Origin of the sequence: Agrobacterium sp. 22094 (genome assembly GCF_052046015.1) — a bacterium.
In the GTDB taxonomy this organism is placed as follows: domain Bacteria; phylum Pseudomonadota; class Alphaproteobacteria; order Rhizobiales; family Rhizobiaceae; genus Agrobacterium; species Agrobacterium cavarae.
In genome coordinates this window covers 55,617-78,740 of sequence record NZ_JBQEPX010000005.1, presented here as the reverse complement: position 1 = coordinate 78,740, position 23,124 = coordinate 55,617, and the positions used below count along the sequence as shown (strand labels likewise).

The window sequence follows — 23,124 nt, the reverse complement described above, 5'->3', positions numbered from 1 at the left end:
GCTCGTCTAAGTGTATTAGAGCAAATTAATATTAAAAGTTTCTTTCTTAGCGCGAGCGCAATAATGACGTGTAGAAAATACTCTTGTGTGGTGCGGTGATGGCTTCGGAGGTCAGCGGGATCAATCCGGTGTCTCGCTCCGCAAGGCCTCCAGGGAAAAGCAAAAAGCCGCGCGGAGCTGTCCGCACGGCTTTGATGATTGGTCTTGAAGATGAGGTGCCGATCAGGCGGCCAGTTCATCCATATCGGTTCCCTTGAACATCTTGGCGAGGTTCAGGAAGCAGATCATGCCATGCTCGTTGGCAATGATGCCTTCGGAGAAGGACTTGTCGAAGGAGGCGGAAACTTCCGGAACCGGTTGAACCTGGCTCGCCGGGATGGTCAGAATGTCGGAGACGCGGTCGACCAGCATGCCGATGACCATGTTGTGCACTTCAGCAACGACGATGGCGCTGCGCTCATTGGCAACCGTGCTCGTCATGCCAAGCTTGTAAGCCAGATCGATGATCGGAATGACCGAGCCGCGCAGGTTCATGACGCCGATAACATCCGGCGGAGCATGCGGGATGGGCGTGGACGGTGCCCAGCCGCGGATTTCGCGGATCGTGGTCGTCTTGACGCAGAATTCCTGATCGTGAAGACGAAACGCTATGATTTCGAGGGTTTCGCCGCCGAAGTTTGTCGAGTTGATCATTGCCATCAGAATTCTTCCCAATCCTTTTGTGTCGGAGCCAGAGCAAGAGAACCGGATGTCGCGTAGACCGCGGGTTTCGGCTTCCTCTCCGGAGCGCGCGCAACGGGCGTTCTTCGTTCCAGCTTCACTGGTTGATTCGTAGCAGAAGAATGTTTCTCAAATCTAAATTGCGCGAGAAGTTCGTGCAGGACATGCGCTTCATGCGCGAGGCCGTGGCTTGAGGCGGTCGTCTGCTCCACCATCGCGGCATTTTGCTGGGTGTTGGTGTCCATGGCTTCAACCGCGTGGTTGATTTCCTTGATGCCGTTGGCCTGGTCATGCGCCGTCTCGACGATCGCCGCGACATTGGTGTCGATCTCCGCCACCTGGCCGACGATCTTGCTCAGCGCGTTGCCGGTCTCGCCGACGAGATCGACGCCTTCCTTTACCTGCGACGCAGAGGTGTTGATCAGCGTCTTGATCTCCTTTGCCGCATTGGCCGAGCGCTGCGCCAGTTCACGCACTTCCTGCGCCACGACCGCAAAGCCCTTGCCGGCTTCTCCGGCGCGTGCCGCTTCGACACCGGCGTTCAGTGCAAGCAGGTTGGTCTGGAAGGCAATGTCATCGATGACGCCGATAATGTTGCCGATCTCGTTGGAGGATTGCGAGATGCGGCCCATGGCATCGATTGCCTTGCCGACGATGAGGCCGGACTGTTCCGCATCGGCCTTGGTATTGGCAACGAGGCGGCCTGATTCTTCGGCACGTTCGGCGTTTTGCGCCACGGTGCGGGTGATCTCGTGCAATGCCGCAGAGGTTTGTTCAAGTGCCGCCGCCTGCTGTTCGGTGCGCCGCGCGAGGTTGTCGGTGGCGTCGCTGATTTCACGCGCACCCATGGTGATGCTACTGGTGCTTTTCGCCACATCGCGCATGGCGCCTTGAAGCTTTTCCAGCGAGGCGTTGAGATCGTGGCGGACTTTTTCCAGCGTGGGGGTAAAGGGCACGGAGATCGTGCCTGTCAGGTCACCATTCGACAATGCCGTCAGGCTGGCGGCAAGATCGTCCACAGCCACAACGCGATCGGTCACGTCGGTCGCATATTTGACGATCTTGAACACCTTGCCGTTCTCATCGAAGATCGGATTGTAGGATGCCTGGATCCAGATCGGCTTGCCGCTTTTGCTTAAGCGCTTGTACTCGGCTGCGGTAAATGTGCCGCCAGCCAGAGTCCTCCAGAATTCGTTGTAGGACGGATCGTTGCGGACGCTGTCTTCGCAGAAAATGCGGTGATGCTTTCCCTGAATTTCCTCAAGTTTGTAGCCGACGGCATCGAGGAAATTCTGGTTCGCCGTGATGATGTCGCCGGTCGGGGTGAATTCGATGATGGCCTGCACACGCGAAATCGCCTCCAGCTTCCCGGCATCTTCGGATGCTTTCCGCTTCGTTTCGGTGATGACGGTTGCAAGCTTGACAACGCTCTTGACGCTACCGCCGGCCATGACCGGATTGTACGAGGCCTCGATCCAGACTTCCTGTCCGCCATTGGCGATTCGCTTATACTGACGCTTGTCAAAACGGCCAGCCGCGAGATTTTTCCAGAACTGCCTGTAATCATCGCTGTTTGCGTAGGACGGTTCGCAGAACATGCTGTGGTGCTTGCCGATCACCTGATCGGCTGTATAACCCATCGCGGCGCAGAAATTCTCATTCGCAGACAGGATTTTTCCAGAAGTGTCAAATTCGATAATCGCCAGAGAACGACCAAGAGCGGCTAGAACCGCCTTGGCATGGGTTCCAGGAAGAGAAAGCATTCAGTGAACTCCATCACTCACGGTTCAACCGCAAGGTCACACCACTATTGCGTTGCGTGCAGACAAGAGCCTCAAGCGCAACCGGCGCGGATGGTTCAGGGCAACAACAATTGTTTTAGCCCATCAAATTTAAAAATCTCTGAATTTTGAAGGGTTTGACTATTCTCGCGATGCTACCTGCCGAACTCCTAAGGTTCACGCAAAAGTTGCTCAATATTCCTTCTCATAGAAGACGCCGGCGGCGCCTTCTCCATCTCCGCCGGCGGAGCCGCGCAGCTTCACGCCACGGCCGACATCGAGATTGATGATCGCCTTAGCGCCGGAATCACCGCTCTGCTCAAGCTCGAGATAGGTTCTGTCGTTGATATATTTGCCGGCGGAGACACGCGCGCGCCCCTCGGCGTCGGTGGAGATATCGAGATCGTCAATGCCCAGATTGCTGCGCAGGCTGTCGAAAAGAGAAGTGGAGCGGCCGCCGGCGAGCTGGCTTGCCGCATCTGCCAGCCGTGCAATCTGCAAGGGCGAGAGTTTCGACATGGACTGGCCGAAGATCAGCTGCGCCATGATCTCGTCCTGCGGAAGTGCGGGAGAGGAGCTGAAGGCGAAGGACGGATCGTTTGCATTGCCGCTGACCGTGACCGTCACGGTGTTGGAGCCTACGGTGGAATCGGCAGACATATTGAGAACGGGGATCAGACCGCCGCCGAACGTGATGTCGCCATTGGTGAAATCAAGTCGACGGGTCAGAATTTCCAACCGGCCGCGGCGCATGGTGAAACCGCCGGAAACCTGTGGGCTCGCCGCTGTACCGCGAACCGTCAGATTGCCGTTCAGCTCAGCGTCGACACCACGACCGCGCACGAAAATGCCACTTGGCGCATTGATCTGAAGATCGAGACCAATGGAGGACGAGGTGCCGTCGCCACCCTGGTCGGACCGCAGTTCAGCGTCCTGACGCCGGACCGCAGGCGGAGCGTTCTTGTGCTTGATGTCGATTTCCGTCAGCGAAGCGGGCAGACGCTCAGGAATGGTGATGGCGCTCTTATCCAGCGTGATCGTTCCGGCCAGCATGGGCGAGGTCAGCACCGGCCCCTTCAACGTCACTGTACCGCTGGCCTGGGTGGAGAACAGCGTACCGTCCACGTATGTGGCGCGGTTCAGCGTGAGGCTGAGATCGGCCGGGAAACCCGCGCCGGGATTGATGCCGATGGTGCCGGAGCCCGAGAGCGTTCCGCCGCCTGACATGGCGCCGGTGAGCCGAGAAATGGTGGCGACATCGCGGTTGAAGCTGATCGTCGCGGCTATATTGTTGATGGTCAGATTGCGCCGAACATCAGTCACGCGGGCGCCGTCCGTGGTGATCGTGCCCGTCACCGATGGCGCGGTTGCCGTGCCTTCGATGCGAATATCGACAGCGGCGGAGCCGTTGACGACGAAGCCCTGGGCGGATGTCTGGGCTGCGAGCGCGGCAAAGGGAATATTGCCTTTGAAGCTCATGGCAAGCGGTCGGTCACCAGCAAGGCCGAGCGTACCGCCGCCGGAAAGCGCCAGGCCGCCACCTGCGGATAGCGTCGTATCAAGCCGCAACGTCTGCCCGGCATAACGGCCATTCGCCTTGATGCCCAAGGGGCCAAGGCCTGCGGCGCGTGTCTGGGCCACGGCTGCGTCCGACCAGGTCAGATCGTAATCGACAGCCGGATCGGTCGCTGCCCCTTTTGCCACGACTGTGCCGGAAATGGTGCCTGCGGCATCGAGCCCAGGCGAGAAAGCATTGGCAAGATTGGCGGGCAGCGCGCGGATGGCGACGTTAAGATCGAGCGTGGACCCAGCCGTCCCGTTGACATCGACACGCCCATTGCCCGTCTGGATGGTGAGACCTGCAATACGGGCAGCGCCGTTTTCGATGGCGATCACGCTCGGCGCGGCAAGCCGCACCGGAATCCCGCGCGGCGTTGCCGAGAAGGCGTCCACCGAGACTGTCATCGGCGAGGCACCGGTGTTTGCCCGCCCTTTGAGCACCAGCGGCGCATTGTCATAACGACCGTTCAGATCGAATGTGGTGGCGTTGGCCGCATGATCGATGTCAAGCGTGATGCCGGAGAGGGCCGCCGCACCCGCATCGATCTTGTCCGCCTTTACATTGCCGTTGATGGCGAGCGCCAGAAGATCGTCCACCTTCAGATCGGCCACCAGTCCGGCAATCGTCGTGGTGCCCTGTCGTAATGTGTTGCCGCTGGCGCGAATGGTGGCGGCAATCTTGTCATTGGTATTGCTGATGGCGACATCGCCCTTCAGGTCACCGCTTGCCTGCTGGGCGGCGAGCGCTGCCAGCAGCGAGATATCGGGAAAATCGAAGGAAAGGTCGCCGGATGGCAGGAATTGCGGCGTCAGTTGCAGCTTGCCGGTCAAGACATTCGGGCCGACCTTGACGTTCAGCTCCGGAATGGCCGTGCCTTCACCCGTCTGCACAAGCGCGGCAGAGGCATCGATCGGCTGGTTGTCGAGCGTACCGGTCGCCTGGAACTTGGCTTGCGGAGCTGCGACATCCGCCTTGCCGCTGGCGGAAACCTTGAGCGATTGCAGTGAGCGTCCGGCCAATGTTGCACGGGTGGCCGAGAGATTGGCGGTGAAATCCGCCGCATTGATCGGGCCGTTTGCCTCCAGTGAAAAGTCGAGCGACCCTTGCGCCTGCGGTGACAGTTTCTGCAGCGAGGGCAGGCGGCCGGAGAGTTTTGCGCCGATCGTCCCATTGTCGAGGGTCACATCGCCATTGGCTTCAAGCGTGCTCGATTTCACCACAAGGTTTTCGAGGCTGGTTGCGCCGCCGATGAGGCTGTTGACATAGCCGTCAATCGCAATCGTTCCGTCGAATTTCTCAGACAGACCAGTCGGCAGTACGGAGGGCAGCACGAAGAGGCGCAGGTTGGAGGAGACGCGGCCTTCGGTGAGATCGTAGGAGCCGCTTGCCGTGCCGCCGATGCTGGCGCTTTCCAGCGTCGCGCCTTCGAAGGCGATGGATTGCGGCGAGACGCGCAAGGGCGCGCTGAGCTTCAACGGTGCCTTGACGGCACGCTCCAGATCGGGCGCGGTCAGCGCCGACTGATCGACGGCAAGCAGCGTGCGGATCGTGCCGGTGCGGCTGGCAACATTCAGATCGTCGCTGGTTGCGGTCAGCTTCACACCCTGAAGCGTGCCTTGCGGCGCGGTGAGCGAGCGCAGCGACACGACGGTGTTCAATCTGGCTGCATCGGCATTGCCGCGCAGGCTGAGATCGATGCCATCGACCAGCGCCTGGACCTCGTCCTGACCAAGCGGCAGGCGCACATCGACGGGGCCGTTGGTGCCGATCAGATTGGCGGTCAGATCGTTCTGGCCTTGGGGATCGATGCTGCCGGAGGCCGTCAGGATCAGCGCGCCGGTTTCCAGATTGCCGCTTTCGACGCTGATGCGCCCTTCCGGCGAAATGGATGTGGCAAGGTCGATCTTGGTCTCTCCGGTAAAGAGCTGGCGCATCAGTGGCGGCAGCAGCCGATCCGGCTCCCCGCCGCCCTGCAGCGTGATCCGGCGCGTTCCATCGGATGCGAGGCTATGACGGCCATCAAGCGTCAGGACCTGGTTTCCGCCAACCGAGCCGACGAGCTTGCCTGTCCAGTCCGATAGCGGTCCATCGCCATTGAGGTCGATGGAGACGGCGGGAGCGCCGGGAAGGCGCAGCAGATTGGCGAGCAGACCGCCTTCCGGTTCGTTCAACAGCGCCTTGAGTTTCAGCACGTTCTCGCCCGGAACATAGGCGAAGTCGGCGTCGATCGAAGCGCGCTGCTCGTCCTTGCGGGTGACGGAGAGGGAGGCCGTGACCGTATCGGATGCGGCATAGCCATGGCCAGATGCGCTGAGCGAGAACGGACGGCCGGCAAGCTTTTGGCCGAGTTCGATATTCGGCAGGGAGAGATCGTCGATGGCCACTTCGACAGGCAGGGTGAAGCTGCTGGAACTCTGATCAGCCGGTTCCGTCGATGGGAGAGGAAGACGATCGACGGTGATAGTAGCGGCTGTCAGCCTCTCGGCGTGGAATTTACCGGTCAGGAGATCGAGCGGCGACCAGTCGAGCTCGACGCCGTTGAGCTTGGCATAGGGGCCATCCCGATCGGCAATCGTCACCGCGTCCAGTCGCAGCCTGCCGCTCAACAGACCTTCCGGCGGCGAAATGGTGATCGTCCGATCCTTGCTGGAGGCAAGCCGTGAGACTTCGTCTGCTACGAAACGTGCGCCGAATGGGCTCAAGCCCAGGAAAAGAACCACAACCGCAAGAAGGGCGACAGCCCCGAGTGCGATATAGGCGAACCACTTCAGCAATCGAATCAGCATGGTCATGAAGGATAATCTACACTTCGCTTCGTCGTCGTGACAGGTGTGGACATTGTGCCTTTGAGAGGCCAAGCCCGGCGTGGTTGGCTATACCTTCTTCGATGTCAGAAGGCTTGTCCGATACCGGCGTAGATGCCGAAGCTGCTGCCGTTCGGATATTTCTCCAGCGGCATGGCGACATCAAGACGCAAGGGTCCAAAAGGTGTCTGATAGCGAAGGCCTATGCCGGCGCCAGCACGGATATCGGAAAAATCCGGGGTGATCTCGGAGGAGACGATGCCCGCGTCGACGAAGGGCACGATACCGATGGTCTCGGTCACCTTGATGCGTGCTTCCAGCGAGGTGACGATATAGGAACGCCCGCCGGTCGCTTCGCCATTGGCCGCATAGGGCGAGATTTCCTGGTAACTGTAACCGCGCACCGAGCCGCCACCGCCCGCAAAGAAGCGGCGTGTGGTGGGAATGTCTTCCAGCGAGCCGCCGCCAACCAGCACGCCGCCTGCAAGCTTGCCCGCCAGCACCACCTGATCATCCGAGCCGAGGCCGAGATAGCCGGTGGTCGAGCCTTCGAGTGAGCTGAAGATCGTGCCGTTCAAGGCTTCATAGCTTGGCGTGGCCGCAATTGAAGCGCGGAAGCCCTGCGTCGGGTTGAGCTTGTCATTGCGCTTGTCGCGGACAAATTCCAGGGGGACCGAAGTCGTGAGATACTGGTTTTCACCGAACGCATCCTCGGTGTTTTCCCACTCGACTTCGAGACCGGCAGATGCGGTGTCGTAGTCGTTGAAATCATAGGCAAAGCCGGCATAGGCCGTCACCGTCTGGGCGTCGTAGCTATCCGGATGCTCGGTCTTGGCTTTCAGGCTCGCGGTGAAGGTGGTCTCCGGGGTGAAGATCCCGGGCTTCACGAAGGTGATGCCGGCGGAATAATCCATGTCCTGAACGGTGGACGCTTCACCGAGGCGCGTAACGGCACCTTCGATGCGGAGCGATTCGGCTTTTCCAAAGAGGTTCCGGTGGCCCCAATAGCCCTGCAGTCCAGCGCCTTCGGTGGTCGAATATTGCGCGCCGACACCGAAATAGCGGAACTTGCCCTCCGACACTTCGATGGTCAGCGGCAATGTTCCGTTCGGCGCCAGCGTGTTGGCTTCCTTGATGGAGATGCTGGAAAAGACGCCGAGCTTGCGCAGTCTGTCAGAGGCCTTGCGCAGTCTTTCCGGCGAGTAGGGCTCGCCTCTGTTCAAGCGCGAGTATCGGCGGATGAAGTCGGCATCAACGGCCCGGTCGCCCTTGACCGTCACATCCCCCGTTGCGGCGATAGGGCCGGCTTCTGCCACCATGGTCAGATCGACGGTGTTATTAGCGTGGTTGGCGACGGCCTCGCGCTTGGTCAGCTTGGCAAAGGGCCGGCTTTCGGATTTCAGATCTTCAATCAGCTTGTTGCCGGCGCGAATGATGGCAAGGGAGCCTGCGTCCCCGCCGGTCACGAGACCATATTCAGCGGGTGTGTGCCCGCCCACTTCACCCTCAAATCGTACGGTGCCGAGCGTGAAGACCGGTCCCGGCGTCACATCGATAACGATCGGCACAGGCCCAGAGGTGTTGAAGGTCGGAACGGGCGGAATGGAATCGATATCCTGCCCGGCAATGGTGATCTTGACGATGCCGCCATAGCGCGCGTTCTCATAAAGGGCCGCAACCAGCCTATCGCGATCGTCCTTGGCGCGGATCAAAAGCCCAAGATCGCCCGATGCCGGCTTGTCCGGCTCTGCGACCAGAAGAGAACTCTTTTCCAGACTGTCGCGCAGCTTGCTATCCGCACCCGGCGTGTTGAGGGTCACGGTAAATTTGACGGGATTGAGAACTTCATTCTCTTTGTCGTCGTCGGATCCCCACAGCTGGATGCCGAAGATTTTCAGCGCGAAGGCCTCGCGCACGAAACCCGGAGAACAGGTAACGGCTGCCGCCACCGCCAATGCAGTGCCTGCCCTCCAGTACGCAATACTCATCCGTTGGTCAGTCCGCTTGTTTGGCATACGCTGCTTTATGGTTGAGCATTTATTATTGCTCCCGCCCGTTTATCCTTCGTTAAAGCGCGTGGCGATCCAAGAGAAATCGCGCGCTCCGCCTCCCGTCCGTCGCAGTCCTTCGGCGCAGACAACAGCTTCGCCGTTTTGCGCTGGCTGCTGATACCCTTAAATTTAATCATAAATCGGAGACAGGGGGCACCCCAAAAACGGTCACATGCGTGTGGAAACAAAAAAGCCCCGGTTTTTGCCGGGGCTTCTGATGCAATTGTGCCACGCCTTAGCGGCAACGTGCCGTGTAACGCTGACCGTACTGGTCGCGGTAGTAGCAATAGCCCGGCTCGGACGCGCGACCGATAAGGTAGCCCGTCGCGCCACCAATCAGACCGCCGACTGCCGCGCCGCGCACGTTACCGGTAATAGCGCCACCAGCCAGCGCACCGATCACTGCGCCGCCACCAGTGGTCTTTTCAGTCTGCGTGCAGCTTGCGAGCGCCAGACCCATAACAGCAAAAACAACAGCCTTTTTCATGAACTCTCTCCACGTTACATTTGAGCTCGATGGCTCTCGGTAGGCGTCCCAATACGTCTGCGGCGACTGCTACCTCCGACCGCTGCAGATATCTAACAAGTCGAATGTTACTGTGGAAGCCCCCATTTAAGGCTGCGCTCCCCTGGTCAATCGATTGTGCCCTACTCAACGGCGCGTCGATCAAAAGGTTCCAAATTTTTTAGCAGTTTGACATGAATCAAGTTTGTCATTCCTTTAGAGTCTTATAAGAATATTGGAACGGTTCAAAAGTGGAGGCGAATTGACGCAGCGATGCAATATCGGCGTCAAGGGGGTTGACGGTTCAAGGAGGTGGACCGAAAACGCTTGCACGTATTCTGGAGCATGGAATGGACTTCGAGGCATATTTCAAGACCGAACTGGATGGCTTGCATTCGGAAGGCCGCTACCGCGTTTTTGCCGACCTCGAGCGGCAACAGGGACATTTTCCGAAGGCAACCCGTTACACCGCCGATGGTGAAAAGCGCGACGTCACGGTCTGGTGCTCCAACGACTATCTCGGTATGGGGCAGAACCCCAAGGTGATCGAGGCGATGAAAGCCGCGATCGATCACTGTGGCGCGGGTGCGGGAGGCACCCGGAATATCTCTGGTACCAGCCATTACCACGTCAAACTCGAGCGCGAACTTGCAGATCTGCACGGCAAGGAATCGGCGCTGATCTTCACCTCCGGCTACATCTCCAACTGGGCGACGCTTGGTACGCTCGGTCAGAAGATCCCCGGCCTGATCATCTTCTCGGACGCGCTGAACCATGCCTCGATGATCGAGGGCATTCGTTACGGCCGCTGCGAGAAGGTCATCTGGAAGCACAACGATCTGGAAGATCTGGAAGCCAAGCTGAAGGCCGCCGATCCGGCAGCGCCGAAGCTGATCGCGTTTGAATCGGTCTATTCCATGGATGGCGATATTTCGCCGATCAAGGAGATCTGCGATCTCGCCGACAAGTACGGCGCCATGACCTATCTCGATGAAGTGCATGCGGTCGGCATGTATGGCCCGCGCGGTGGCGGCATTGCCGAACGCGAAGGTCTGATGGACCGTCTGACGATCATCGAAGGAACGCTCGGCAAGGCTTTCGGTGTAATGGGCGGCTATATTGCAGCGTCGGAAGCGCTCTGCGACTTCATCCGTTCCTTTGCCTCCGGCTTCATCTTTACCACAGCACTTCCGCCGTCCCTGGCAGCCGGTGCCGTGGCTTCGATCCAGCACCTGAAGGCCAGCCCCTTCGAGCGCGCCCGTCATCAGGAGCGTGTGCGCACGCTGCGTTCCATGCTGGATGCGAGCGGCATTCCGCATATGGCAAACCCCAGCCACATCGTTCCGGTGATGGTGGGCGATGCCGCCAAGTGCAAGTGGATTTCCGATATCCTGCTCGATGACCATGGCGTCTATGTGCAGCCGATCAATTATCCAACCGTGCCGCGCAAGACGGAGCGTCTACGCATCACGCCGACCCCGCTTCACACCAATGCGGATCTGGAAGGTCTGGTCGGTGCGCTTCATCAGCTGTGGTCGCGTTGCGCGCTGGCACGGGCTGTCGCCTGATCGTCACCTCATTTTTCTGAAAAGGGGCGCAGCTTGCCGGCTGCGCCCCTCAGACTGCTGACAAACCCCTGGCGCGAGCTGGGGGTTTATGATTCATTGGGACATGTTGAAGAAACCTGCTCCTGAACAGACTGCTCTTGAGATGGTGACGCTCGATAGCCTGGTCCCAAAAGATCATCTGCTTCGCAAGATCGACGCGGTGATCGACTTTTCCTTCATCCATGATCGTGTTGCGGGCCTCTACTGCGCCGACAATGGTCGTCCACCGCTCGACCCGACCTTGATGTTCAAGGCTTTGTTCATCGGCTACCTGTTCGGTGTGCGCTCGGAACGGCAGTTGGTGCGCGAGATCGAGGTGAACGTCGCCTATCGCTGGTTTCTGCGCATGAAGCTGACGGACCCTGTCTTCGATGCCTCGACGCTTTCTCAGAACCGCCGCCGTCGCTTTAACGACACATCCGTTGCCCAAGATATCTTCGATGCGATCGTGGAGCAGGCGATCAAGCACGGTCTGGTGGATGGGACTGTCCTCTATACGGATTCCACCCACCTGAAGGCGAATGCCAACAAGGGCAAATACGATCTGGCCCTGCTTCAGAAATCGCGTGCCGATTATTGGGCCGATCTGGATCGGGCAATCGAGGCGGAACGTGCGGCGCATGGCCAGAAGCCGTTGAAGGAGAAAGAGCGCGAGCCAGAGGTGAAGGAAACGAAGGTCAGTCGTACCGATCCCGATAGTGGTTATATGGTGCGCGACGGCAAGCCCAAGGGCTTCTTCTATCTCGATCACCGCACGGTTGATGGGCGCCATGCGATCATCACCGACACGCATGTGACGCCGGCCAATGTGCATGACAGTATCGTCTATCTGGAACGGCTCGATCGACAGCGCCAACGCTTCGACTTCAACGTCGGCGCGGTTGGGCTAGACGCGGGCTATGCCACGGCAGGCATTGCCAAGGGGCTGGAGGACAGAGAGATCCTCGGCGTGACCGGCTATCGCAACCCGACCCCGCCCAAAGACGGCATGATGCGCAAATCGAAGTTCGTCTACGAACCAGAGGCTGATGGCTATCGCTGCCCTGAAGGGCAACTGCTGCCCTATGCCACCACCGATCGAAGCGGTTACAAGCACTATCGCTCAGACCCGTCCATCTGCCGTGACTGCCCGCTTCTGGCGTCATGCACAACAAACGCAAAGGCAGAACGCACCATCACCCGCCATGTCTGGCAAGATGCACGTGAGCGAACCGACGCCCACCGGAAGACGGCACGGGGCAAAGCGATCTACAAGCGGCGCAAGGAAACGGTGGAGCGATCCTTTGCCGATGCCAAACAGCTTCACGGGCACCGCTATGCCCGCTTCCGCGGCCTGATCAAGGTCAGATGGCAGTGCCTCATCGCCGCAGCGGCACAAAACATAAAGAAGATCGCATTGGCGGTGACCAAAACACCTAAACCTGCCTGGGGATGAGGCGATCAGCCTCAACTTGTCTCCCATTCAGCGTCGCAAAAGCAGATCAACAAACAGCATCATCCAAAAACAGAAAAACCCGCCGAAAAAATCGACGGGTTTGTCAGCGGTCTGAGGGGCGCAGCTTGCCGGCTGCGCCCCTTTTTACGTTTTAATGCTCGAGCATTTCCTGGACGATCTCCTTGCCCGACAGGGATGACGGATAGTAGGTCGGCCAATTGGTCAGCTCCTTCAGCACCGTGGCGCGGTCATCACCCCAATAGAGGTGGTAATGGCCTGCTTTTTGCGGCGCGATGGTGTGGTCGCTGAACTGGATGTATTGCGGTGCGGATGCATCGCCGCCGGTCTTCTTGAAGATGTAGCGAACGCCGCGATTGCCCTTCTTGTAAGTCAGGATCTCATAGCCGTCGCTGGCATACTTGCCTTCTGTGGCCTTGCCGTCCCGATAGAAGGTCACGTCGTCGCCCTTGATGGTGATGCGGTTGACGTCGGTCTTGTAGCCGACATCATATTCCTCACGAAACGCCTTGGCGCTCTTCTTGCCGTCCTCGGCCTTGTGCTGCATCACCGGATCGAGCGTGCCATCCACCAGATAGGGATAGACCGACTGCCAATCGCCTTGCCAATCGGAGAGCGGGCGCTCCTTCACGGCGCTGTCCTCGAAGTAGCCCTTATAGACGTCGCTGGAGCCGTGCGAGTGCCCGTGGGAATGGTTATGAGCGTGGTTGTGGCTTTCGGACTTTGACGGCGCTGATTTCTCCTGTGCCATAGCGGCGGTGGACAGAAGTAGCAACGCGCTGACGGAGAGGGCGAGGGCTTGCGTGAGTTTCATCGTGTTTCCTCATTTGTGATGTAATAACGTAACAAGACGCGACATAACGAGAAAGCTGGGGCGTGGCAAGCCGGGATCGACATTTTACGCACAGCTGTGCGCCCGGTGGTGGCCACCGGTTGTCGTCCTGTCCATCACCTGTGAGGAGAGGCCCTACGCGGCCTTCTGCTTCTGCCGGATCACATCCTCGGCATAAGCGCGGGCTTGCGCGTCGGCGGCCAGAATGGCATCGATCGTATCGGCTGGCCTGCCATCATTCATCCGCTCCATGACGGATTCGACCGTATCGGCCATATGCAAGAAGCCGATCTTACCATCGACGAAGGCGTGGAAGGCGGTTTCCTCCGCGGCATTCAATACTGCACCCTGCACGCCGCCGCGTTGCAGCGCCAGACGTGCGAGCCTGATCGAGGGGAAGCGGTCCTCGTCCGGTGCCTCGAAATCGAGACGTGCCAGCTTGGCGAAATCCAGTCGCTCGACATCGAGCGTGCCGCGGCCGGGATAGGTCAGGGCATAGGCGATCGCCGTGCGCATATCCGGGCAGCCGAGCTGGGCGATGACCGAACCGTCGGTATAGGCCACCATGGAATGAATGATGGATTGCGGATGGACGATCACTTCGATCTGTGAGGGCTCAAGATCGAAAAGATATTTCGCCTCGATCATTTCCAGCGCCTTGTTGAACATGGAGGCACTGCCAATCGAGACTTTCAAGCCCATGGACCAGTTGGGATGGGCGCGCGCGATCTCGGCGGTGACGCCGTCCATCTGCTCGCGGCTCCAGGTACGGAACGGGCCGCCGGATGCGGTGAGGACGATGCGCTCGACCTTGTCGCGGTTGTGGGGCTCAAGGCACTGGAAGATGGCGCTGTGTTCGCTATCGACAGGGATCAGCGTGCCGCCGCCCTCGCGCATGGTGGAGATGAAGACATCGCCGCCGGTGACCAGACATTCCTTGTTGGCAAGCGCGATATTGGCACCGCGACGCGCGGCTGTGAGCGTCGGCTCGAGCCCGGGCGTGCCGGCAATCGCCGCCATGACCCAATCGGCCTCCAGGCTTGCGGCTTCCTGCAAGCCACTTTTACCGGAGGCAACGGCAATACCGCTTCCAGCCAGTGCGTCTTTTAGTTCGGCATACTTCTCGTCATCGGCGGTGACGGCGAGCTTCACGCCAAGCTCGCTTGCCTGTTCGGCCAGCAACGCTACATTGCCGGCCCCTGTGAGACCTAAAATCTCGAAGCGATCGCGTCCGCCGAGCTGGCGGATGACATCCAGCGTGTTCGTTCCAATTGAGCCGGTGGCGCCGAGGACGGTCAGTTTTTCAGGCGGGTTGCTGCCCTTTTGGCGTGTCATGTGAAATCCGGCTTTGGTGGAAACTCTTAACTCAAGGCTCTACAAGCGAAACCGGGGCAGAACAAGGTCAAAGCCTGTCAGCGATTTTTCGCCACTATTGCGTCCTCTTCCTCACCGATGACATCTGCGTGCGTCGCTTGCCAATAATGGTGTGAGCATGCAGGTTGTGTGGCTTGATGCGACGCGCCCCGACGCATTGGATACGGCATTGATAAATAGAGGATTTTCATGAAGCGATTTTTGATCTCCAGCGGCTGGATTTTCGTCATTACCCTGTTGCTGGTGCTTGTTTTCATTCCCTTCGATCCGCGCATCTCGGAGCGGGCGCAGGCGCTTCCCGGCTCAATCGTCGGCTTCAACAAGGCGATCACCGATTTTGGCACCTTTCGCTGGATGCTCTACAGCACCGGGCTCTTTGCCATCCTTGCCTATATTGCCGCGCGCTTTTTCCTGGCGAGCCCCTATTCGGGGAGGCTGCGCACCGCATGGCGGCTCTTCGCCTATTTCTTCCTGACGATCGGTAGCGCCAGCATCTTCGTGCATCTTTTGAAATTCCTGATCGGTCGTGGACGTCCCGAACTTTATGCCGAGATCGGCGCCTATAGCCTGACGCCATTTACCGGCGACAATCTCTATGAGAGCTTTCCTTCCGGTCATTCCACAGCGGCGGGTGCCTTCTTCGGCGCCTTTGCCATGCTGATCCCGCGCTTTCGCTATGTGTTCATGGCGCTCGCGCTCGTCATCGGCGTTTCGCGGGTGATCGTCGGGGCGCATTATCCAAGCGATGTGGCGGCGGGCCTGCTGCTCGGCATCTGGACGGCCATGCTCTTCGCCTTTATCTTCGCGCGCAAGGAATGGTTGTTCCGTTTGATCAAGGGCTGGCCCTATCCGAAGAACACGCCGCTTCCGCCTGCCGATCAGGCATGATGACACAGGACCCTGCCATGCCAAGCGACGACCACGACGACGCCCAGGCCATAGAGACCACGGTTGCCATCGTCGGCGGCGGGCCGGCGGGCATGATGCTCGGTCTGCTTCTGGCGCGGGCGGGGATCGATGTCACCGTCATCGAGAAGCATGGCGATTTCCTGCGCGATTTTCGCGGTGATACGATCCATCCCTCGACGATTGCACTCATCGAGCAACTGGGTTTTGCCCAAGAATTTCTGGCGCTGCCGCATACCAGGGCGGAGAAGCTGCATGCGGAGGTGGGCGGTCACAAGCGCACCATCGCGGATTTCTCCTGGCTGCCGGTCAAGCACAAGTTCATCGCCTTCATGCCGCAGTGGGATTTCTTGAACTTTCTCGCCGGCAAGGCCGGGCAGTTCGAGAGCTTCCGCCTGTTGCATAATGCGGCTGTCAGCGATCTCATCGAGACCAAGGGGAAGGTGAGCGGTCTCAAGCTCTCCACGCCCTCCGGCGGCCTTACCGTGAAGGCCGATCTGGTCGTTGGTGCCGATGGCCGCAATTCCACGGTGCGCGACAAGGCCGGGCTGCATGTCGAGCGCTTTGGCGTTCCGACGGAAGTTCTGTGGATGCGGCTTTCGAAACAGCCGGGCGATCCCAACGAGACCATGGGCCATGCCGGTCCGCAGCAGGGCTTCGTGCTGATCGATCGTGGAGACTACTGGCAATGCGGCTATGTGGTGCGCCGCGGCGTCTATTCCGAGATCAGCGAGAAAGGCATCGAAGCTTTCCGCACACGTGTCGCCGAGGTCTGCCCGCTGCCCGCCGAGCGGCTGCAGGAGATCGAGAGCTTCGACGATGTTTATCTTCTCACCGTGCGCATCGACAGGCTGACGCAATGGTGGAAGCCCGGCCTGATCTGCATCGGTGACGCCGCCCACGCTATGTCGCCGATTGGCGGTGTGGGCGTCAATCTCGCCATTCAGGATGCGGTTGCCGCCGCCAATATTCTGGTGCCGGCTCTGCGTGGCAAAGGCCATGTCTCCGATGACGATCTGGCTGCGATCGAACAGCGCCGGACCTTTCCGACCAAGGCAACGCAGAAGCTGCAATTGATGATGCGCAGCAAGAACCGCAAGGACAACGAGGCGGCCCCCAAGGCCAAAGGCCCGCCCGCCTTCGTGCGCGCCATCATGCGCTTTCCGCTTCTCGCCCATCTGGCGGGCCGCCTGATCGGGCTTGGGTTTAGGCGCGAGAGGATCAACTATTAAGCGGGCTGTCGGGCGTGGGGGTGCCTTGGAGACACCACACGTTTCCGGCTGATTCGGCCTTCAACACAGTGCGAAAACCTCTCCGCCGTCATCCTCGGCCTTGAGCCGAGGATCCACGAAATAAGGCCGTAAACGCTTGAAAATATGGATACTCGGGTCAAGCCCGAGGATGACGATGGTGAGAGGCTTAACCTCATAAGAATGTTATGCGGAAGAAGCCTTCTGACCTCATGTGACCGGGTACACGGCCGTTGCTGCAAGGGCTGAAACCCTATTCATCATCCATTTGATGCTCGGCATAAAGTCTGCGCAGAACACGCGCCGTGCCGTTGGCGCCATCGAGATCAAGGCTGATCTCGGCGGGCTCCGGTAGCGCCAGTGCTACGCGGATGGCCTCTGCCATGGTCTGTGGCGATATGGCGTTTTCTTCCAGCACCTGGGCAAGGCCAAGCTTTTCCAGACGCGAGGCGCGGGCGCCCTGTTCGGTTTCTCCGCCCACAGCAAAAGGGATGAGCAGCGAACGGCATTTGGCCTGCAGGATATCGCAGACGGTGTTGTAGCCGGCCTGCGAGATGGAGAGCTTGGCACCCGAGAGAAGGCTGGCGAAATCCTTGCGGAAGCGGAAGACGGAAATAGTCTCGCCGGCTTGAGCCGAAATCGCATCGAAATCCGCCTGCGGCATATTGGGGCCGGTGATCAGGCACCAGCATTTCAGTTCGGGGATGTGGGGCGCGGCGGCAAGCGCTGCTTTCAGAAGCGCGCCGCCCACGGCACCGCCGCCTGCGGAGACGACCACGTCGAAACGCTCCTGCGGCGGCTGTGGTTTTGCTGGGGCAACAAGGCCGGTATAGACGATGCGCTGGCTGATCTGTTCGGCGAGCGGAAAGGTCTCTTCCAGCCGCACGAAGTTTGGATCGCCATGGACGAGCACCGTGTCGAAGTGCTTCTTGACGAGATCGATGGTCTCTTCGTCGCGGCCGGGCTTGGCACGCTCCTGCAGGATATCGCGCAGCGACGTCATCACCAGCGGGCGCTTGATGCTTTTCTCGATGGCGGCGAGTAGCGGCAGCAGTTCGAAACGCACTTGTCTGCGACCAAAGGGGAAGGCTTCGATGATGACGATGTCCGGCATGGCGCCGTGATAGGCTCCCAGCAGCATGCTGGTACGATTATCCTTGAAGGCATCGTCCACCGGCGCGCCATTGGCATCGACGAGGCCTGCAAAATTGCCATCGGCCACCGCCACCGGCGGCAGTTCGACATGGCGAATGCCTTCGCCGGGAAAGCCCGGAACCGGGGTTCCGCCTGTCACCATCGTCACGTCGAAGCCATCGGCGACCAGTGCATGGGCCACGCGGCTGGCGCGGGCAATATGGCCGATGCCGAGCAGATGCTGGACATAGAAGAACACGCGAGGGGCTTGTGTAGCGTCGGTGGTAGTGGTCACGGGGTCTTCTCCCATTCCTGTTCGAAGAAATTTTTGAGGTCTGTGATGCTGGTACGATGATCGAAGGCGGTGTGCACGCGGTGTTCGGCGGCAGCGCCCAGCCTTGATCTTAATGCCGGATCGGAGATGGCGCGCTCCAGCGCTTTGGAGAAGGCAGCTTGGTTTTCCGGTTCTGTCAGCAGACCGTTTTCGCCATCAACGAAGAATTCCGGAATGCCCGAAATATTGGTGGAGACGCAGGTCAGCGCCTGGCTGGAAGCTTCCACGAGAACATTCGGCAGGCCGTCGCGGTCGCCGTCGGCGGTGATACGGCAGGCGAGCGCAAAGAGATCGGCCTTGCGATAGTGCTCCAGCACCTGTTTCTGATCCATCGCGCCCGTCCAGGTGATCCTGTCGGCGATACCCAGTTGCTCGGCGAGCGCTTTCAGCGTCGCCAGTTCGTCGCCGCCACCAATATGGGTGAAGCGCCAGTGCAGAGACTGTGGCAGGGCGGCGAGCGCCTTCAGCAGAATGTCGATGCCCTTCTTCTTCACCGCGCGGCCAACGCTCAGGATCTGCACCGGATCGGTGGGGTCTGAGCCATCGCGTGGCGGGCGGGTACCCTCCATCGGTGGGAAGCGCGTGAGGTCGAGGCCGTGATAACTTAAATGCACCGTGGCTGGAGTGGGCGACAGGCCCTGCAGATGGCGATAGCCACTGGCGGTGCAGGTTACCGCCCAACGGGCGCTGCCGAGCTTGTAGGCGAGATCGGCATCCGTCGAAGTCCAGATATCCTTGGCATGGGCCGAGATCGTCCACGGAATGCCGGTGATCAGATGCGTATAGGCGGCAACGGAAGCGGGTGTGTGGATGAAATGCACATGCAGCCAGCCGGCATCCCGCGGCCATTCATGGGAAAGCACCGCCGCCTGACCGAAGCGTCGGAAGCGGTTGCGGGAAAAGTCGTGGCGGAGATCATGGAGGAATTGCCGCAGCGCCTTGCCGAAGCCGGGCTTCTTGCGGCAAGCCCACAGCGCTTTCAGCACGCGCAGCGGTTCCTCATGCAGATATTCCGGCAGGTAGGTGACGGGCGCGCGAATTTCGTCATGCACCGGATGGCGCTTCTTGTCGGTCGGGCGGCGCATGGAGACGAGGTCGAGGTCGAGACCCGCTCTTTCCAGTCCCAGCAGTTCCTGTGCGATGAATGTTTCGGAGAGGCGCGGATAGCCTTTCAGCAGCACCACGATTTTCTTTTTTGCGGTCACGTCGTCGTGCCTTCTTTTCTCTGGCGCAATCGTCCTTTGCGCAATGCCGGCGAATGTGAGGGGCGCAACATCACCAGACGTTTCGCGGACATGCTTCTGCCCGCCTCAGGCGGTGGCGGAGATGACGTTTGGCGTATCGTCCGGTTGCAGCCATTCGGCGACGCGCCGCGAGATGTTCTCCAAGCCGTCGAGCTTCATGTTGCGGCCATTGGCGGACGGGGGCGGGCGCTTCAACAACGCCTTCAGCGCCTTTGCCATCAGTTCGGGATTTTCCGCTTCTTCAGGCGAGAGCATGTCGAACAAGCCAAGTTCCGAGGCACGGCTGGCACGGATCAACTGTTCTTCACGCGGCACGATACGCGGCACCACCAGCGCCGGCTTGTCGAAGGAGAGGATTTCGCAAACGGTGTTGTAGCCGCCCATCGACACCACGCCCTGCGCCCCGGCAACCAGATCTTCCATGCGGTTGTCGAAGTCGATGATTTCCATCTGCGGAATATCGGCAACGTTTGCTGCAAATTTCTGCCGCTGTTCGGTCGGCATATAAGGGCCGAGCACAACGAGCGCCTTCTGGGTGAGGGTTCGATCGAACTTGTAGGCGCGGATCACGTCGTCGATCAGCTCGCTGCCATCGCCACCGCCACCGGTCGTCACCAGAATATAGTCCTCCTCATGCCGGTTGGGGTTATCGCCCCGCGTCTTGGAGCGTTGCAGGAAGCCGACGAATTCGGTCTTCTCGCGGACCCCGGGCGGCACGTCGAGGCCGGACAGCGGATCGTGAAAATCCGGCGGGCCGTAGACCCAGACATGGTCATAGAAGCGCTCGATCTTGTTCAGCACGTCGTTGCGCTTCCACTCGGCTTCCAGCAGTTGCGGCGCATCCATCACGTCGCGCAGGCCGATGACCAGCTTGGTGCCGCGCGATTTCAGATAGGTGAGGGTTTCCTCCACTTCGCCGCGCAGCCCCATCGGCTCCTTGTCGACGATGAAGATATCCGGCTGAAAGCTCTCGGCAGTGTGGTAGATGATCGAGCGGCGCATCTTCAGGGTTTCCTGAAGATCGATATGCTGGTCGAGCGAGGTGTATTCGCCGTTTCTGAGCTTGATGACGCTCGGGATCTTCACGAAGTCGACGCGCGCGCGATAATCGAAGGCGCCTGCGATGGTGGCGCCAGAGATGATCAGGACATTCAGACCGCGATAATCCTCCACCAGCGCATGGGCAATGGTGCGGCATCGACGCAAATGTCCAAGCCCGAAGGAATCGTGGCTGTACATCAGAATGCGTGCATCGTTTAAACGAACTGTCACGAGCAGAACCTCTTCTTACCGCCTGGGTGCGCGGTGAGTGTCTTTATGCGGAAGGCGCAGAAGCGCCTTGTCTTGTCGCATGCCGTGGTCGCAAAACCGCCAAGCATGCTTGCAGCAAACCCCGTCATTTAAACGGGTCTGCTGCATCACGTAGTCCATCGCCAAGGAAATTAAAGGCGAGCACGACGAGGACGACTGGAAGAATCGGGATTAGGAGCCAGGGATACAAGGCAATCACGCTAACGCTTCGCGCTTCCGTGAGCAGAATGCCCCAACTTGTGATCGGCGGACGAAGGCCGAGTCCCAAGAAGCTCAGTGCCGTTTCGCCGAGGATCATGCCCGGAATGGTGAGCGTTGCGGACGCAATCAGGTGCGACATGAAGCCGGGGATCAGATGGCGGCCGATGATGCGGCTGGTGCTGGCGCCCATCAATTGGGCGGAGAGAACATAATCCTCCTCGCGCAGTGCCAGAAGTTTGGAGCGCACGGCGCGTGCAAGCCCCGTCCAGTCCAGAAGGCCAAGGATCACCGTGATGCCGAGATAGACGAGGATCGGGCTCCAGGTGACCGGCATGATGGCGGCGAGCGCCAACCAGAGCGGAATGCTGGGGATCGATTGCAGCACCTCGATGATGCGCTGGACGATGAGGTCGAAAACGCCGCCGCGATACCCTGCGAGGCCCCCGATCACGATGCCGAGGACGAAGCTCATGGCGACGCCGAAAAGGCCGATGGTCAAAGATATGCGCGCACCATAGATAATGCGCGACAGCACGTCGCGGCCAAGCCGGTCTGTGCCCAACAGGAACATCTGGCCGTCCTTGGCCGGGCAGACGAGGTGGATGTTGGAATCGAACAGCCCCCAGAAGGTGTAGCCGTCGCCACGGCAGAAGAAGCGAAGTTTCTGCACATCCGTCGGCACATCGGAATAGACGCGGCGCAGATTGTCCATGTCGAGGCTCATGGTGCGGCCATAGACGAAGGGGCCAACGAACTCGCCGTCATGGAAGAGATGAATGCTCTGCGGCGGAGCGTAGATGTTCTCCACGTCGCGCGTGTGCAGATTGTAGGGTGCCAGAAACTCGCAGATGAAGATCGAGAGATAGGCCAACAGCAGGAAGACGCCCGAATAAAGCGCCAGCTTATGCTGCCGGAATTGCCACCACATCAGCTTCCATTGCGATGCCCGGCCGACCATGGCGAGTGCTGTGGTGGAGGGCTCCACCAGATAGGGATCGAAGGGAGCGGTGGACACGTAATGCGGCAGCGGCTCGCCGGGCTTTGGAATGGATGAAGTCATTTGACGCTCCCACCTCCCAATCGAATGCGAGGATCGAGAATGGCGAGCGCAATATCGGAGATCAGCACGCCGATGACGGTGAGGAAGGCGAGGAACATCAAGAAGGAGCCGGCGAGATACATGTCCTGGCTCTGCAGCGCGCGGATCAGCATCGGGCCGGTGGTTTCCAGCGAAAGCACCACAGCGGTGATTTCAGCACCCGAAATGATGGCTGGCAGGATGGAGCCGATATCCGAGATGAAGAAGTTCAGCGCCATGCGCAACGGATATTTGGTCAGGACCTTGAAGGGGTGAAGCCCCTTGGCACGCGCCGTCACCACATATTGCTTCTGCAATTCATCAAGCAGGTTGGCGCGAAGGCGCCGGATCATGCCCGCCGTTCCTGCCGTGCTGATGATGAGAACCGGAATCCACAGATGTTCGAGGATCGACTTGAGCTTGTCCCAACTCATCGGCTGGTTCAGATATTCGCGGTCCATCAAATGGCCGATGGAGGTACCGAACCAGATATTAGCGAAATACATCAGGATCAGCGCCAGCATGAAATTGGGAATGGCGATGCCCAGCAGGCCGAGGAAGGTCAGGCCGTAATCGCCCCAGCTATATTTGTGCGTGGCGGAATAGATGCCGATGGGAAAGGCGACGATCCAGGTGACGATGATGGTAACGAAGGACACCAGAACCGTCAGCCACAGGCGCTCGCCCACCACTTCGCTGACTGGCAACTGGTATTCGAAGGAATAGCCGAAATCGCCGACCAGCATGCCCGTCGCCCATCTGAAGTAGCGAATGGGGGCCGGTTGGTCGAAGCCATAGCGGCTGCGCAGCTCCTCGATTTCGGCCATGTTGGCCGTCTCGCCCATGGCGCGCATTTCCGCGACATAGCTTTCGAAGTAATCGCCCGGCGGCAATTCGATGATGGTGAAGACCAGCATCGAGATCAGGATCAGTGTCGGGATCATGAAGAGGATGCGCCCGATAATATATCTGAGCATG

At 59.6% G+C, this 23,124-nt stretch carries 16 protein-coding genes; 4 read left to right on the top strand and 12 right to left on the bottom strand.

Annotated elements, in window-relative coordinates; translation table 11 throughout:
• Positions 1-222: 222 nt before the first annotated feature.
• The 5 genes from ACTJK5_RS19265 to ACTJK5_RS19245 all read right to left on the bottom strand — a co-directional run bounded on the left by ACTJK5_RS19265 (position 223) and on the right by ACTJK5_RS19245 (position 9,404).
• The gene (locus ACTJK5_RS19265) at positions 223-699 is read right to left on the bottom strand and encodes a chemotaxis protein CheW (protein WP_062424868.1); all 477 of its coding nucleotides are present in this window, start codon (positions 697-699) and stop codon (positions 223-225) included.
• Positions 699-2,483: a methyl-accepting chemotaxis protein gene (locus ACTJK5_RS19260; protein WP_440613033.1), complete on the bottom strand. Its 1,785-nt coding sequence runs from the start codon at positions 2,481-2,483 to the stop codon at positions 699-701. The genes ACTJK5_RS19265 and ACTJK5_RS19260 overlap by 1 nt, the downstream gene beginning before the upstream one ends.
• A gap of 210 nt (positions 2,484-2,693) precedes the next feature.
• Positions 2,694-6,854 carry a translocation/assembly module TamB domain-containing protein gene (locus ACTJK5_RS19255; RefSeq protein ID WP_440613032.1) on the bottom strand — a complete coding sequence of 1,387 codons (4,161 nt, stop codon included), beginning with the start codon at positions 6,852-6,854 and terminating at the stop codon, positions 2,694-2,696.
• 98 nt (positions 6,855-6,952) lie between these two features.
• Positions 6,953-8,881, bottom strand: a complete 1,929-nt coding sequence (locus tag ACTJK5_RS19250; protein WP_440613031.1) for an autotransporter assembly complex protein TamA — start codon at positions 8,879-8,881, stop codon at positions 6,953-6,955.
• Positions 8,882-9,152: 271 nt separating this feature from the next.
• A complete protein-coding gene (locus tag ACTJK5_RS19245) occupies positions 9,153-9,404 on the bottom strand; it encodes a glycine zipper domain-containing protein (RefSeq protein WP_062424864.1) in 252 nt (83 codons plus the stop codon).
• Between the two features lie 368 nt (positions 9,405-9,772).
• Between ACTJK5_RS19245 and hemA the strand changes: the two genes are divergently transcribed.
• The gene (hemA, locus tag ACTJK5_RS19240; protein WP_062444330.1) at positions 9,773-10,990 is read left to right on the top strand and encodes a 5-aminolevulinate synthase; all 1,218 of its coding nucleotides are present in this window, start codon (positions 9,773-9,775) and stop codon (positions 10,988-10,990) included.
• Positions 10,991-11,093: 103 nt separating this feature from the next.
• The gene (locus ACTJK5_RS19235; protein WP_440613030.1) at positions 11,094-12,464 is read left to right on the top strand and encodes an IS1182 family transposase; all 1,371 of its coding nucleotides are present in this window, start codon (positions 11,094-11,096) and stop codon (positions 12,462-12,464) included.
• 151 nt (positions 12,465-12,615) lie between these two features.
• On the opposite strand, the gene ACTJK5_RS19230 is transcribed toward ACTJK5_RS19235, so the two are convergent.
• Together ACTJK5_RS19230 and dxr are read right to left on the bottom strand one after the other, a co-directional pair.
• Positions 12,616-13,296, bottom strand: coding sequence for a metal-binding protein ZinT (locus ACTJK5_RS19230; RefSeq protein WP_113259448.1), 681 nt, complete (start codon positions 13,294-13,296; stop codon positions 12,616-12,618).
• Between the two features lie 153 nt (positions 13,297-13,449).
• Positions 13,450-14,649: a 1-deoxy-D-xylulose-5-phosphate reductoisomerase gene (dxr, locus tag ACTJK5_RS19225; RefSeq protein WP_113259446.1), complete on the bottom strand. Its 1,200-nt coding sequence runs from the start codon at positions 14,647-14,649 to the stop codon at positions 13,450-13,452.
• A gap of 228 nt (positions 14,650-14,877) precedes the next feature.
• On the opposite strand from dxr, the gene ACTJK5_RS19220 reads away from it, so the two are divergent.
• On the top strand, positions 14,878-15,576 hold the full coding sequence (locus ACTJK5_RS19220) for a phosphatase PAP2 family protein (protein ID WP_062444324.1): 699 nt from the start codon (positions 14,878-14,880) through the stop codon (positions 15,574-15,576).
• The gene (locus ACTJK5_RS19215; protein ID WP_440613130.1) at positions 15,576-16,826 is read left to right on the top strand and encodes an FAD-dependent oxidoreductase; all 1,251 of its coding nucleotides are present in this window, start codon (positions 15,576-15,578) and stop codon (positions 16,824-16,826) included. Before ACTJK5_RS19220 ends, ACTJK5_RS19215 begins: the two co-directional genes overlap by 1 nt.
• A gap of 271 nt (positions 16,827-17,097) precedes the next feature.
• Here ACTJK5_RS19215 and ACTJK5_RS19210 read toward each other — a convergent pair whose 3' ends face one another.
• From ACTJK5_RS19210 to ACTJK5_RS19190, 5 genes are all read right to left on the bottom strand, one after another.
• Positions 17,098-18,273, bottom strand: a complete 1,176-nt coding sequence (locus tag ACTJK5_RS19210; protein WP_440613029.1) for a glycosyltransferase family protein — start codon at positions 18,271-18,273, stop codon at positions 17,098-17,100.
• On the bottom strand, positions 18,270-19,517 hold the full coding sequence (locus ACTJK5_RS19205; protein WP_162741770.1) for a glycosyltransferase: 1,248 nt from the start codon (positions 19,515-19,517) through the stop codon (positions 18,270-18,272). The genes ACTJK5_RS19210 and ACTJK5_RS19205 overlap by 4 nt, the downstream gene beginning before the upstream one ends.
• Positions 19,518-19,622: 105 nt before the next feature.
• On the bottom strand, positions 19,623-20,828 hold the full coding sequence (locus ACTJK5_RS19200) for a glycosyltransferase family protein (RefSeq protein ID WP_113259442.1): 1,206 nt from the start codon (positions 20,826-20,828) through the stop codon (positions 19,623-19,625).
• A gap of 124 nt (positions 20,829-20,952) precedes the next feature.
• Positions 20,953-22,128, bottom strand: a complete 1,176-nt coding sequence (locus ACTJK5_RS19195; RefSeq protein WP_112359261.1) for an ABC transporter permease — start codon at positions 22,126-22,128, stop codon at positions 20,953-20,955.
• Positions 22,125-23,123: an ABC transporter permease gene (locus tag ACTJK5_RS19190; protein ID WP_062424855.1), complete on the bottom strand. Its 999-nt coding sequence runs from the start codon at positions 23,121-23,123 to the stop codon at positions 22,125-22,127. Before ACTJK5_RS19190 ends, ACTJK5_RS19195 begins: the two co-directional genes overlap by 4 nt.
• Position 23,124: the final 1 nt, after the last annotated feature.

Excerpts from the sequence above, each read along its gene's own strand:
- ACTJK5_RS19265 (WP_062424868.1), bottom strand. The coding sequence starts at position 699 with ATGGCAATGATCAACTCGACAAACTTCGGCGGCGAAACCCTCGAAATC.
- ACTJK5_RS19260 (WP_440613033.1), bottom strand. The coding sequence starts at position 2,483 with ATGCTTTCTCTTCCTGGAACCCATGCCAAGGCGGTTCTAGCCGCTCTT.
- ACTJK5_RS19255 (WP_440613032.1), bottom strand. The coding sequence starts at position 6,854 with ATGACCATGCTGATTCGATTGCTGAAGTGGTTCGCCTATATCGCACTC.
- ACTJK5_RS19250 (WP_440613031.1), bottom strand. The coding sequence starts at position 8,881 with ATGCCAAACAAGCGGACTGACCAACGGATGAGTATTGCGTACTGGAGG.
- ACTJK5_RS19245 (WP_062424864.1), bottom strand. The coding sequence starts at position 9,404 with ATGAAAAAGGCTGTTGTTTTTGCTGTTATGGGTCTGGCGCTCGCAAGC.
- hemA (WP_062444330.1), top strand. The coding sequence starts at position 9,773 with ATGGACTTCGAGGCATATTTCAAGACCGAACTGGATGGCTTGCATTCG.
- ACTJK5_RS19235 (WP_440613030.1), top strand. The coding sequence starts at position 11,094 with ATGTTGAAGAAACCTGCTCCTGAACAGACTGCTCTTGAGATGGTGACG.
- ACTJK5_RS19230 (WP_113259448.1), bottom strand. The coding sequence starts at position 13,296 with ATGAAACTCACGCAAGCCCTCGCCCTCTCCGTCAGCGCGTTGCTACTT.
- dxr (WP_113259446.1), bottom strand. The coding sequence starts at position 14,649 with ATGACACGCCAAAAGGGCAGCAACCCGCCTGAAAAACTGACCGTCCTC.
- ACTJK5_RS19220 (WP_062444324.1), top strand. The coding sequence starts at position 14,878 with ATGAAGCGATTTTTGATCTCCAGCGGCTGGATTTTCGTCATTACCCTG.
- ACTJK5_RS19215 (WP_440613130.1), top strand. The coding sequence starts at position 15,576 with ATGACACAGGACCCTGCCATGCCAAGCGACGACCACGACGACGCCCAG.
- ACTJK5_RS19195 (WP_112359261.1), bottom strand. The coding sequence starts at position 22,128 with ATGACTTCATCCATTCCAAAGCCCGGCGAGCCGCTGCCGCATTACGTG.
- ACTJK5_RS19190 (WP_062424855.1), bottom strand. The coding sequence starts at position 23,123 with ATGCTCAGATATATTATCGGGCGCATCCTCTTCATGATCCCGACACTG.